Annotated in this window: 12 protein-coding genes; 7 read left to right on the top strand and 5 right to left on the bottom strand. The window is 63.6% G+C overall.

Features of this window, described 5'->3' with window-relative positions; all coding sequences use genetic code 11:
- Positions 1-17 precede the first annotated feature (17 nt).
- A complete protein-coding gene (locus ACYG9Z_RS10925; protein ID WP_031197104.1) occupies positions 18-1556 on the bottom strand; it encodes an alkaline phosphatase family protein in 1539 nt (512 codons plus the stop codon).
- 217 nt (positions 1557-1773) lie between these two features.
- Here ACYG9Z_RS10925 and ACYG9Z_RS10920 point away from each other — a divergent pair, with 217 nt between their 5' ends.
- From ACYG9Z_RS10920 to ACYG9Z_RS10905, 4 genes are all read left to right on the top strand, one after another.
- Complete coding sequence (locus ACYG9Z_RS10920) at positions 1774-2706, top strand: VOC family protein (protein ID WP_023724468.1); 933 nt, start codon at positions 1774-1776, stop codon at positions 2704-2706.
- Between the two features lie 4 nt (positions 2707-2710).
- The gene (locus ACYG9Z_RS10915) at positions 2711-3343 is read left to right on the top strand and encodes an alpha/beta hydrolase (protein WP_023751668.1); all 633 of its coding nucleotides are present in this window, start codon (positions 2711-2713) and stop codon (positions 3341-3343) included.
- Entirely contained in the window at positions 3336-3635 is a 300-nt protein-coding gene (locus tag ACYG9Z_RS10910; RefSeq protein ID WP_023751669.1) for a GNAT family N-acetyltransferase, read from the top strand. The genes ACYG9Z_RS10915 and ACYG9Z_RS10910 overlap by 8 nt, the downstream gene beginning before the upstream one ends.
- Positions 3636-3884: 249 nt before the next feature.
- Positions 3885-4943, top strand: a complete 1059-nt coding sequence (locus tag ACYG9Z_RS10905) for a dipeptidase (RefSeq protein WP_023751670.1) — start codon at positions 3885-3887, stop codon at positions 4941-4943.
- A gap of 3 nt (positions 4944-4946) precedes the next feature.
- Here the strand turns inward: ACYG9Z_RS10905 and ACYG9Z_RS10900 are convergent, their stop codons facing one another.
- The 4 genes from ACYG9Z_RS10900 to ACYG9Z_RS10885 are packed head-to-tail and all read right to left on the bottom strand — an operon-like array spanning position 4947 to position 9644.
- Positions 4947-5192 carry a hypothetical protein gene (locus ACYG9Z_RS10900; protein WP_023690115.1) on the bottom strand — a complete coding sequence of 82 codons (246 nt, stop codon included), beginning with the start codon at positions 5190-5192 and terminating at the stop codon, positions 4947-4949.
- Positions 5193-5194: 2 nt separating this feature from the next.
- The gene (locus tag ACYG9Z_RS10895) at positions 5195-6421 is read right to left on the bottom strand and encodes an aminomethyltransferase family protein (protein WP_023701357.1); all 1227 of its coding nucleotides are present in this window, start codon (positions 6419-6421) and stop codon (positions 5195-5197) included.
- Between the two features lie 51 nt (positions 6422-6472).
- Positions 6473-8038 carry a phytoene desaturase family protein gene (locus ACYG9Z_RS10890; RefSeq protein WP_023751671.1) on the bottom strand — a complete coding sequence of 522 codons (1566 nt, stop codon included), beginning with the start codon at positions 8036-8038 and terminating at the stop codon, positions 6473-6475.
- Positions 8025-9644: a phytoene desaturase family protein gene (locus tag ACYG9Z_RS10885; RefSeq protein ID WP_023670078.1), complete on the bottom strand. Its 1620-nt coding sequence runs from the start codon at positions 9642-9644 to the stop codon at positions 8025-8027. The genes ACYG9Z_RS10890 and ACYG9Z_RS10885 overlap by 14 nt, the downstream gene beginning before the upstream one ends.
- 201 nt (positions 9645-9845) lie before the next feature.
- Here ACYG9Z_RS10885 and ACYG9Z_RS10880 point away from each other — a divergent pair, with 201 nt between their 5' ends.
- Genes ACYG9Z_RS10880 through ACYG9Z_RS10870 form a run of 3 tightly spaced genes read left to right on the top strand, consistent with a single transcriptional unit; the run spans position 9846 to position 12475 of the window.
- Entirely contained in the window at positions 9846-10646 is an 801-nt protein-coding gene (locus tag ACYG9Z_RS10880; protein WP_023751672.1) for a class I SAM-dependent methyltransferase, read from the top strand.
- Positions 10647-10673: 27 nt separating this feature from the next.
- Positions 10674-11339 (top strand): transcriptional regulator BetI, encoded by a 666-nt coding sequence (gene betI / locus ACYG9Z_RS10875; protein ID WP_023751673.1) that lies wholly within the window; start codon positions 10674-10676, stop codon positions 11337-11339.
- A gap of 53 nt (positions 11340-11392) precedes the next feature.
- A complete protein-coding gene (locus ACYG9Z_RS10870; protein WP_023748364.1) occupies positions 11393-12475 on the top strand; it encodes an ABC transporter substrate-binding protein in 1083 nt (360 codons plus the stop codon).
- Positions 12476-12495 lie beyond the last annotated feature (20 nt).

Below are 12495 nucleotides of genomic sequence, written 5' to 3'. Positions count from 1 at the left end.
TGCCTACTGCCTACTGCCTACCACATATCCACCACCCCTTCGTCCGTCAGCTCTGCAAGCGCCAACGACTGGTCAAGATGCTCGGCGCGCCAGGCAAGCAGTCGCTCGGCAAATTCAAGCCGCACGCTGAGATAGGCCGGGTCGGCGGCAACGTTGGCCAGTTCGCCCGGATCCTTCTGCATGTCGAAGAGCAGCGGCGGCAGGCCGCCGCCGAAATGCACGTATTTGAATTTTTCCGTACGGATGACGGCGAGGTTGCACTGGCGCGAGCCGATGCCGAAATGCCGTTCGGCCTCACCGCTGGCAATCGAGCGGAAGTCGAACTCCCAATGCGCCGCGTCGCGCCAATCCTTAGGCGGTTCATCTTGCAGGAACGGTTTTAGCGAGCGGCCGTCGAGATGCAGCTGGGCGTCGGCGTCCAGCAGATCGAGCAAGGTCGGGAAGATGTCGACGGCCTCGGTGAAGTGGTTGACGGTCGAGCCGGCTGCATTGCCGTGACGCGGGTCGCGCACGATCAATGGGATGTGATAGCTGCCGTCGAAGAAGCCGCCTTTGCCCAGCATGAAATGGTCGCCCATCATCTCGGCGTGGTCCGAAGTCAGCACGATGATGGTGTCATCCCATGCATTCGCCGTCTTGATCGCTTGCCAGATGCGGCCAAGCTGCGCGTCGACCTCCGAGATCATGCCGTAATAGATCGCGCGGATGGCCCGGATGTTGTCGTCGCCCCAGTCGCGCACGTGGCCGTCGGTGCCGGGGCGGAAGCTTCTCCGCTTCTGGCGACCAAGGTCGTAAGCCAGATAGGGATGCCTTTGCGCCTCGGCCTGCCAAGTCTCGACATGGCGGAAGGGCGGTCCGTCCGCCGGATCATACAGCGTGTTGTAGGGCCGCGGTACGACAAAGGGCGGATGCGGGCTGATGAAGGAGACATGCGCGAACCATGGCGAATCCTGTTCGTCCAGCCAGCGAATGAATTCGCCGGCAAGAAAAGCGGTCGGCGTCTCGTCCCTGGAATAGACAGGCGGCGCGCTGGTCACGGCGTCGCCCGCTTCCCCGCCTACGGGGCGGTGAATGCCGGGAGAGCCCGCGCTGGTGTCGACGCCACGTGCCTTCAGCCATGACAGCCATGGTTTCTGATGCTCAGGCAGGAACTGGCGAACGCTGAAGCCGGGCAGCACGCCCTCATAGCTTTTCAGCCGGGGATCGCCCGGCGCCATCGTGCGCGGATCGGGCGAGACGTCGGTGTAGCCGAACAAAGTCGGATCATAGCCGAGGGCGCGGGCCGAAAGCGCCATGTTGCCGTGGCGGGCGTCGAGCGGCGTGCCGTTGCGGCAGACGCGATTGTTCATCTGGTAGAGGCCGGTGTAGAGGCACGCGCGGGCCGGCGAGCAGGGCGCCGCGCCGCCGTAATGCCGCATGAAAAGGACGCCTTCGGCGGCGAGCGCATCGGCATTCGGCGTCTTCACCACGGCATGGCCGGCAGCCGACAGGCAATCGCCCCGCCATTGGTCGCAGGAGATCAATAGGATGTTCGGGCGTCTGCTTTTCGCGGCCAATGCTCTATCCTGTCACGTCGGGAAGACGTTCAATGAACCGGAATTTGGCGGCAGCGCAAGCCTGTCAGTCTTGCTTAAATGGTGAACGAAAATTTCCTGCTGTTCACTATTGGGATACAGTCCATTCTGAGTTTGCCGCCTTTGCCATTGCCAGGCGGCCCCTCATATAGGCGTGGACAGCGGCAAGAGCCGCAAACCGAAGGGAAGGAGCAAGACAATGCTCGACCAGATCAAGGGCCTGCATCACGTGACGTCGATGGCCGGCGATGCGCGCCAGAACAATAATTTCTTCACGCACAAGCTCGGCCTGCGCCGGGTCAAGAAGACCGTCAACTTCGACGCGCCAGATGTCTATCACCTCTATTATGGTGACGAGCACGGTACGCCCGGCTCGGTGATGACCTATTTTCCGTTCCCGGACATTGCCAGGGGCCGCCATGGCGTCGGGGAAGTCGGTACCACGGCCTATTCGGTGCCGGCCGGCACGCTCGGCTATTGGGAAAAGCGCTTCGCCGATGAAGGCGTTGCGGGTGTCTCCCGCGAAGAGACGTTCGGCGAGAAGCGGCTGGCCTTCGCCGGTCCCGACGGCGACGGTTTCGCGCTGGTCGAAGACAAGGCGGACAGCCGCGCGCCATGGTTGAAAGGCGGCATTCCCGCTGATGAGGCGATACGCGGCTTCCACTCGGTCTCGCTCAGATTGAAGGATGGTGGCGCCACGGAAGAGCTGTTGAAGTTCATGGGCTATGAGCAAGTGGACAAGTCCGGCAGTGTCAGCCGGCTCGCCATCAAGAACGGCAACGGCGCTGATGTCGTCGATATCGAATCGCTTCCTACCGCGGGCTTTGCCAATCTCGGCGCCGGCTCGGTCCACCATGTCGCCTTCGCGGTGGAGAACCGCGCCCAGCAGCTCGAAGTGCGCAAGGCGCTGATCGATACGGGTTATGGCGTGACGCCGGTGATCGACCGCGACTATTTCTGGGCGATCTACTTCCGAACGCCGGGCGGCGTGCTGTTCGAAGTCGCCACCAATGAGCCGGGCTTCGACCGCGACGAGGACACCGCCCATCTCGGCGAAGCCCTGAAACTGCCGACGCAGCACCAGCATCTGCGGCCCTATCTTGAAGAGCATCTGCAGAAGCTGGAAGGCTGAGACGATGAGCAAGGAAGCTTACATCCATAAGGCGCTGCCGGGTTCGCTCGGCGGCCCCCTGCTCTTCGTCTTTCACGGCACCGGCGCGGACGAGAGCCAGCTGCTGTCGCTCGGGCGCGACCTCGCGCCACAGGCGACGATCGTATCGCCGCGCGGCGATGTTTCCGAGCATGGTGCGGCGCGTTTCTTCCGCCGCACCGGCGAGGGCGTCTACGACATGGACGACCTCGCGCGGGCGACCGGCAAGATGGCCGGTTTCATCAAGGCGCAGGTGGCAGCGGCAAGGCCATCTTCGGTCTTGGGTCTCGGCTATTCCAACGGCGCCAACATCCTGGCGTCCGTAATGTTCGCCGCGCCCGAGCTGTTCGATGCGGCGGTGCTGATGCACCCGCTGATCCCGTTCGAACCGCAGGTGCAGGGCAGCCTTGCCGGACGCCGCATCCTGGTCACCGCCGGCAAGCGCGACCCGATCTGCCCGCCCAACCTGACGTCGCGGCTGGAAGCCTATTTGCGTGCCGATGGCGCCGATGTCACAGTGGAGTGGCACGATGGCGGCCACGAAATTCGGCCAAACGAGATCGAAGCGGCGAGGCGGCTTTTTGCCGATGCGCCGGTTGAAGGAGCAAGCGATGCCTGACGAATTGCCTGAGATCGAACTCGAGGACCGCGGCTCGAAGGGACGTTATGTCCTGCGCGGGCCCGGCGACGCCGAGGCGGAGATGACCTTCACCAAGGTCGGCGAGCACCAGATCATCATCGATCACACCGAAGTGCCGGACGTGTTTCGCGGCCAGGGCGCCGGCCTTCGGCTCGTCACACGCGCCGTCGAGGACGCGCGGGCAGTGGGCAAGAAGATCATCCCGCTCTGCCCCTTCGCCAACGCCCAGTTCCGCCGCCATCCGGAATGGGCGGATGTGCTGAAGCAATAGACCTTTTTCCCTTCTCCCCTTGTGGGGTGAGTTGCCGGTCGCCGAAGGCGAATTCATCGTGCCGGTGGCACGATGAAAGGCCGGCGAACGCCGGGACGCTGCGAAGCAGCGGGGACCCGGCAGGTGGTCGGAGCCGCTCAGCCACAAGAGCGAACGCCTCTCTGGCATTTGCGCAGTTCGGCCTTCTTGCCTAAGTACACAGTTCGCCGCGGTTCGTCCGCTCCTGCCAATTGACCGAATGGCTTCCTGATGACCGAACCCGATCTCGTCCCCGTCTTCGACGGCCACAACGACACGCTGCTGCGACTGTACCAGTCGAAAGACACAGACGTCGAAAAGCTGTTCATCGAGGGGACGCAGGGCGGTCATATAGATCTGCCGCGCGCCAAGAAGGGCGGCTTTGCCGGCGGCATGTTCGCGATCTTTCCACCGCCGGTCGAGAAGAGCAAACGCTCTGCGGTGCCGCCGGCGCCGAGCGACAATGAGCCGTTGCCGCCGGAACTGCCGCGCGCTGATGCGCTCAATTCCACCATCGGCATGGCCTCGATCCTGTTTCGGCTGGAGCGAGCGGGGGCTCTGACCGTCTGCCGCAGTGCCGGTGACATTCGCGAGGCGATGGCGAAAGGTTCCATCGCGGCGGTGTTTCACATCGAAGGCGTCGAGGCGATCGATCCCGAACTTACCTTGCTCGACGTGCTCTACGAAGCCGGCCTGCGCTCGCTCGGCATTGTCTGGAGCCGACCCAACGCCTTCGGCCACGGCGTCCCGTTCCGCTTTCCGTCGTCGCCCGATACCGGACCGGGGCTGACCGATGCCGGCAAGGCGCTGATCAAGGCCTGCAATCAGCTCAAGATCATGGTCGACCTGTCGCATCTCAACGAAAAGGGCTTTCGCGATGTCGCCGCACTCAGCGATGCGCCGCTGGTCGCCACCCATTCGAACGTGCATGCGCTGTGCACCCATTCGCGCAACCTGACGGACTGGCAGCTCGGCGCTATCCGCGAGACCGGCGGCATGGTCGGGCTCAACTTCGCAACCGGCTTCCTGCGTGAAGACGGACGGATGAACTCGGACACCAGCCTCGACATCATGGTGCGCCATGTCGACTCGCTGCTGCAGGCGCTGGGCGAGGACGGCGTCGGTCTCGGCTCCGATTTCGACGGCGCCATGATCCCGGCGGTCATCGGCGACGTTGCCGGTCTGCCAAAGCTGGTAGATGCGCTGGCCGCGCGCGGCTTCGGACGCGCGCTGATCGAGAAGATCGCCTATCGCAACTGGCTGAACGTTCTCGAAAGAACCATAGGCTGAGGCTTAAGCGCCCATGCGCTTCAGCCAATCCTGGCCGCCGCGATCCCTGATCATCGGCAGCGGGTTCTCCCAGTCCAGCCGCGCGCAGATGCGGTAGACTTCGAGCGTCTCGGCGCTCATTTCACCGCGCTTGTAGAAGTACATGGCGGCGGCATAGCGGGTACGACCCGACCATTTTTCGCCGAGCGGCGTGTTGACCAGCTGCCACTGTTCGGCGGCTTCCGTCTCATCATCCGGTTCGTCGGCCATGATCAGAAATCCGCTGGCGGATTGGCGGTGCGGCGGTCGAGCTTGATGAAAGGACGGGCCACCACCTTGGCCCGCTTCATCAGCTTCTGGTACTGCAACTCGCGCATTGCGTAGATCTCGACCCAGAGGTCTTCGACCATCCTATCACCATAGGGACGCGTCAGCGAGGCGATGGCGATATTGCGCTTGGCCATCGGCGACCACATGGCGGCGCTGACCAGCCCGACCTCCTGATGCTTCTTGTGGTAGACGATGGCGTGTTCGGCCGGGATGTTGCCTTCGATCTCCAGCCCGACCAGCACATGGCGCAGCTTGCGTTTGGCGCGCGCTTCGAGCATGGCGCGGCGGCCATTGAAATGGCCTTTTCCCAAATCGACCATAAAGCCGAGACCGATCTCGTCCGGCATGCGCAGACGGTCGGCGCGAATGGCATGCTCGGCGGTGGTGAAGTCGGCATTGGCGACGATGAGGCCGGCTTCCAGCCGGGCGCGGTTGAGGGCGGCGTAGCCGATGGCGCGGATGCCGCGCAGTTCGCCTGCCGTCATCAGGCGGTCCCAGAGGCTGAGCGCTTTTTCGGCCGGCACGAACAGTTCGTAGCCGAGATCGCCGGTGAAGCCGGTGCGCGAGATGGTGATAGTGCCGCCATCGTGCGGGAACTCGGCGAGATCGAACACTTTGAGTTTTTCAACGCCGGCAAAGCCGGCCTCGCGCAGCACGGCGAAGGAGGTTGGGCCTTGCAGAGCGAGACCAGCGACGCTTTCAGTCTCTTCTTCGACGGTCACTTCGAAACCGATGGCGCTGTCGAGCAGCCAGGGCAGGTGCCGCTCCTGCGAACACAGGCGGAAGCGGGTCGGCGACAGCCGGAACAGCGTGCCGTCATCGAGGACAAAACCTTCGTCGTCGCACCATGCGGTGTAGTGGACGCGGCCCGGTTTCAGCTTGGTGACATCGCGCAGCGTGACGCGATCGAGGAAGGCTTCGGCATCCGGCCCCTCGATGCGGTATTTGGTCATCGGCGAGATGTCGAACAAAGCCGCCTGGCTGCGGATGGCGAAATATTCGAGTTCCTCGTCCCACAGCGAACGCGGCGCGCGATAGCCGGCCCAATTGTACCAGTCCTGAGTTTTGGCCAGCGCATCGATGCGCGGCTGGAACGGCGTGCCGAGACGCAGTGTGCGGAAATGCGACTGCGCTGTGGTGCGGGCGGCGTTGTTGATCGGACTCGTCATGACGGCATTCCTTCGCCGTAAAGTGCGGCGTTGACTGGCTGAAACATCCGATCATCCCTTCATCGCGATGATGCGCCGCGCCGCATTCAAACCGGGAGCACCCGAAACGCCGCCGCCCGGATGCGAACCGGCGCCGGCCAGGAACAGCCCCTCGATCGGCGTGTCGTAGCCCGACCAGCCGGAGACGGGCCGCGACATCAACATCTGGTCGGCCTGCAATTCGCCGTGGTGCCAATGGCCGCCCGGCATGCGGCAATTGGCTTCGATATCGGCTGGCGTCAAAAGCTCGGCATGCAGCACGGACTTGCCGATACCGGGGGCGTACGCTTCGAGCTGCGCCATAACAGCCTTGAGGAATTTCGGCTTGCCGGCATCCCAACCCTCTTTCAGCGCATAAGGCGCGTATTGCACGATCGCCGACAGCACGCAGGCGCCGCTTGGCGCGAGCGACGGGTCGGAGAGCGACGGCAGTGTGATCTCCATCACCGGTTCGGCTGAGAACTCGCCATATTTTGACGGGTTGAAGGCGCGCTCGACATGGTCGGCCGAGGGCGCGATGACCAGACGGCCCTTGTGATTATCGGCGCCGACGCCGGAAAATTGCGGTTGCCGTTCGAGCGCCAGATGGAGCTTCGCCGCGTCGCCCCTCATGCGGATGTTCTTTACCTTGCGCACGAAACCCGTGTCGATCTCGCGCGGGCCGACGAGATCGAGCATGGTCGTCGCCGGGTTGATGGCGGAGACGATCGTTCTGGCGTGCAGCACCTCGCCGCCGTCGAGGGTCACGCCGAGGGCGCGCCCTTTCTCGACGACTATTCTGGCCACGGGCGCTGCCGTGCGGATGGTGACGCCGGCTTTCTCCGCCGCCGCGCGAATGGCGGCAACGACCGCACCCATACCACCTTTCGGCAGCATCTGTGCCCCGGCCGCACCGTCAGTCTCGCCGGCCAGCCGGTAATAGAGGCCAAGCAGCGAGGTCGGCGAACGCGGGCCGAGGTGGCTGCCAAGCGTGGCGTCGAAGGCAAGCAGGCCCTTCAGCCTGAGATCGGCAAGCTGTTCGTCGAGCAGGTCGGCGACGTTCAACAGGAGCACCCGCAGGAAATCGCGCATGTCTTCCTTGCCGAGCTTTTTCAGCGCCACGGCCGTCTGGCCGAGCGCTGCGGTTTCAAGCAGCGACATGCCACCGAGATCGGGCGGGCGCCGCGACAGGAACGGTTTCAGGATGCCGGCATAGCGCATGAGTTGCGCGCGCAATTCCTTCCAGGCGGACTGCTCGGACGGAGTGGAGCCGGTCAGCACTTCGCCATAGGCGCCATGCAGGACAAGCGGCGGGCCGTCCCTCGCCAAGGCGACCGACGGAATGAAGTCTGCGCGGGTGACCTGCAGCCCGTGTTTCTCCAGCTCCAATGTCTTCACCACGTCGGGGTGCAGGCGGTTCAGCACATGCGCGATCGAGGAGACCCGAAAACCTGGCGCAAACTCTTCGGTGCGCGCCGCGCCGCCGACATCGCCGGCCGCTTCCAGCACCAGCACCTTGCGGCCGGCTTTCGCCAGAGTGGCGGCAGCGACAAGGCCGTTATGGCCGCCGCCTATGATGATGGCATCAAATGACGTCATGGGCCGGGCTCATATGGGAGGTCGATTTGGCGAGGTCGCGCAGGATCTCGGCTGCCGCATTGCGGCCGGGTGCGCCCATGACGCCGCCGCCGGGATGTGTCGAGGAGCCGCACATATAGAGCCCGCCGACCGGCGAGCGGTATTGTGCGTAGCCCGGCACCGGCCGGTTGAACAGCAACTGGTCGAAGGTCAGCTCGCCCTGGAAAATGTTGCCTTCGGTGAGGCCGACCTCGGCTTCGATCTCGCGCGGCGTGCGCACCTCCATATGGACGATGCGGTCGCGGAAGCCTGGCGAGTATTCGGCGATCTGCGCAACTACGCTTTCGGCGAAACCGTCGCGGTCGGCATCGGTCCAGTCGCGGCCGTTCACCTTGGGCGGTGCGTACTGCACGAAGCAGCTCATGAAATGCTTGCCCGGCGGCGCCATGGTCGGGTCGAGCGTCGTTGGGATGACCATGTCGAGGAATGGGTCGGCCGACCAGCGACCGGCCTTCCAGTCGTCATAGGCGCGCTCCATGCGCTCCATGGAATCGGTGAAATGCATGTCGCCGCGATAAACGGGTGAATCCTTCGGCAGTGCCGGGAATTCCGGCAGAGAATCCAGCGCGATGTTGACCTTGCCGGAGGAGCCGCGGATCTTGAAGTTCCTGACCCGCCGCAGGAAAATGTCGGGCAGTTCCTTCTCCTCGACCAGTTTCAGGAATGTGCGTTTGACGTCGGCGTTGGAGACGACGAGCTTGCCGTAGACCTCCTCGCCGCCGGCCAGCACCACGCCCTTGGCCTTGCCTCGGCTCACCAGCACATGGTCGACCTCGGCGCCGGTGCGGATAGCGCCGCCGGACGCCTTGAATGAAGCGGCGAGCGCCTTGGTGACGGCGCCCATGCCGCCGCGCGCATAGCCCCAGGCGCCGACCGAGCCGTCGACCTCACCCATATAATGGTGCAGCAGCACGTAGGCTGTGCCGGGCGACATCGGCCCGAGCGCGGTACCGATAATGCCGGACAAAGCGAAGTTCGCCTTGATGACATCGGTCTCAAAATATTCGTCGAGGAATTCCGAGATCGACATGGTCCAGAAGCGCAGCGTCAGCGCCATTTCTTCTGATGACAGGCCGACGAACTTCTTGCCGAGATAGAGAAGCTCTCCGAGGTCGCGCGGCTTGAGACTGGCCGGGTCCGGTGCGGTGCGCATCAGCAGCGGCTGGATGAAACGGCACTGCCGCGTCACGTCGCGCGAATAGCGGTCATAGGCCTCCGCGTCGCGCCTGGAGAAGCGGGCGAATTCGCGCCGGTGCGCATCGTGGTCACGGTAGTTGGCGAGGTAGTCGCCGTCGCGGGTGAACACGGCGCCGCCTTCATAGGAAATAACCTGCAAGCCGAAACGCGGCAGTTCGAGGTCGCGCATGATCTCGGGGCGAAACAGCGAGCAGACATAGGAGCAGTTGGAGTAGAGGAAGCCCGGCGTCAGCTCGCGGCTGGTGGCGGCGCCGCCGACCCAGTCGTTCTTTTCCACCACCAGCACGTCGAGCCCGGCGCGTTGCAAATAGCAGGCGTTGACCAGGCCGTTGTGTCCGCCGCCGATGACGATCGCATCCCAAGCTTTCATTCGCGCCCAGCCTTCATGGTGCTCGACCCTTCATTTTCGCGTGATTTGTCGCCGAATGCGCGGAATTTGGCACGGCAGCGGCTATTCTGTCCAGCCATTCTGAATGAATGTTCAACAAATGATATTGCGTTTTCCTGTTAATACGCTACGCTTTGCCGGCATTCGAACCTGCGCAATTCGGCTGACGGGACTTAAGGTCTGATGATCGAAACGGCAGATGGCGAGCCGGAATATGACGACGCCGCGATCCGCTTCCTCGAGGCGCGTGGGGCGAGGGCTATCTGTCGCCGGGGCGGACCAGACGAGGTCGACCGGGTGGTCGAAGGGCTGTCGCTCAGGGGCAAGACGATCCTCGACATCGGCTGCGGCTCCGGCGGCATCGCGCTGCATCTGGTGGAGCGCCACGGTGCTGCTCATGCCACCGACTTCGACATCGAGCGGCCGGTGATCGAGGCGGCCAGAAAGCATGCCGCTGCACGAGGGCTTTCAGACCGCGCCAGCTTCGTCCAGGCGCCGCCGGGGCCGCTGCCTTTTGCCGACGCTTCGTTCGATGTCGTCTTCTCCAAGGATGCGCTGGTGCACGTGTCCGACAAGGACGCGCTGTTTGCGGAAATCTTCCGCGTGCTGAAGCCGGGCGGCGTCCTTGCCGCCTCCGACTGGCTGATCGGCCATGACGGCGAGCCGTCATCTGAGATGAAGGCCTATGTCGCGGCCGAAGGCCTGTCCTTCGCCATGGCCTCGCCGGCACGCTATGCGCAAGCGATGCGCAGCGCCGGCTTTGCCGATGTCACTGTGAAGGACCGCAATTCTTGGTACCGCGAGGTCGCACGCGGCGAGCTGGAAAGGCTGAAAGGCCCGCTCTACGAGACGGCGGCAGTCACGGTCGGAGCGGCCTATGTCGACAAGAACATGAAGACCTGGGAAGCCATGCAGAAGGTGCTTGACAGTGGCGAGCACCGTCCCACTCATCTTCGCGGGTGGAAGCCGGCTGTGGTGGGATAGCCGGCAATGTGGAGCATGACGGCACCGATGAAAGCTGCAGCGCGCGAAGAGCGATCCTCCGACACGTCTGGAAAAACCGAGCCGGAAAAACGCGGCCGCAAGGCGTCGAAGGAGGTCAGGCAACAGCAGCTGATCGAAGCGACCATCGATTCGCTGGCCAAGCGCGGTTATTCGGAAACGACGATGGCCGATGTCGCTGACGGCGCCGGCCTGTCGCGCGGCATCGTCAACTTCCATTTCGAGAGCAAGGAGAAGCTGCTCGTCGCCACGCTGGCCTATATGGCCGACGAATATGCGGCGCATTGGCGCGTCGCGCTGACCAAGGCCGGCGAGGATCCAGCCCGGCAGCTGCGGGCGCTGGTCGCCGCCGATTTCGACCGTTCGATCTGCAACAAGCGCAAGCTCGCGGCGTGGTGCGCGTTCTGGGGCGAGGCCAAGTCGCGGCCGACCTACCAGGCGCTGTGCGGCGCGCGCGACGCGGCCTACCAGAAGATCTTCATCGACCTCTGTGCCACGCTCAAGCAGGGCGGTGGTTACGCCTATGAGCCGCAGGTCATGGCGCTCGCGCTCAGCGCCATGCTGGAGGGCTTGTGGCTGCGGCTGATGATGGGGACCGAGGACGTCACCCGTGAGAGCGCGCTGCAGGCGGCAAACGAATTCCTGTCGGCCGCCTTTCCCAAGCACTACGGATAACCAGAAGCCGGCCAGTCGAGTCGGCAATGCAATGACAAAGAGGATGGAACAGCATGAAAAGAATAACCCGACGCCTGACACTGACATTGGCGCTGACGGCGACGCTGGCTGGTTCGGCCGCGGCGATTGCGGTCGCCGCCGACAAGGACCTGATCGTGTTCGACTGGTCCGGCTATGAGGACCCGAGCTTCCACCCCAAATATGTCGAGAAGAACGGCGACTCGCCGACCTTCGCCTTCTTCGGCGACGAGGACGAAGCCTTCGAGAAAGTGCGCTCCGGTTTCAAGGCCGATCTTGGCCATCCCTGCTCGCAGAGCGTGACAAAGTGGCGTGAGGCGGGGCTGCTGCAGCCGCTCGACACCTCGAAGATCACCGGCTGGAAGGATCTCAATCCCGGCATCATGGCGATGAAGGATCTGGCCACCACTTCGGACGGCAAGGCCTGGTTCATGCCGTGGGACTGGGGCAACACCCAGCTCACCTACAACTCCGACAAGATCGACGCGAAGGATGTGCAGTCGCTGAAGGCCTTCGCCGATCCCAAGTTCAAGGGGCGGGTCTCAATCGGCGACAATGTCGACGACGCCTATGCGCTGGCCAGCCTTGCCATCGGGCTTAAGGACTGGACCAAGATGACGGACAACCAGTTCAAGCAGGCTTCCGACTTCCTGCGTCAGGTGCACAAAAATGTCCGCTCCTACTGGACCGATACCACCGACGTCGTGCAGTTGCTGAGCGGCGGCGAGGTCGATCTCGCCTGGGCATGGAACGATGCCACGGTACAATCCGTCGCTGCCGGTGTGCCGATCAAGTCCAAGAAGGATACGGACGAAGGCATCTCGACCTGGGTCTGCGGCTACGTGCTGTTCAAGGACGCACCCGGCAATGTCGACAAGGCCTATGACTACCTCAACGCGATCAACGATCCCGAGACCGCCAAGGTGCTGGTCAAGGACTGGGGTTATGGCCAGGCCAACGCCAAGGGCATGGCCGGCGTCGACCCGGCGATCCTGAAAGAAAAGGGCTATGACGACGTGCAGAAATTCGTCGACAAGACCCTGTTCCAATCGCCCGTGCCGTCGTCGCTCAAGCTCAAGATGATCGCCGAATTCGAGAAGATCAAGGCAGGCTACTAAAGCTCTGTCCGGCCTCCTCC

It is taken from the genome of Mesorhizobium sp. RSR380A (genome assembly GCF_054719385.1).
Note: the sequence above shows the minus strand (reverse complement) of the source record. Positions and strands in the feature narration are given on the sequence as shown.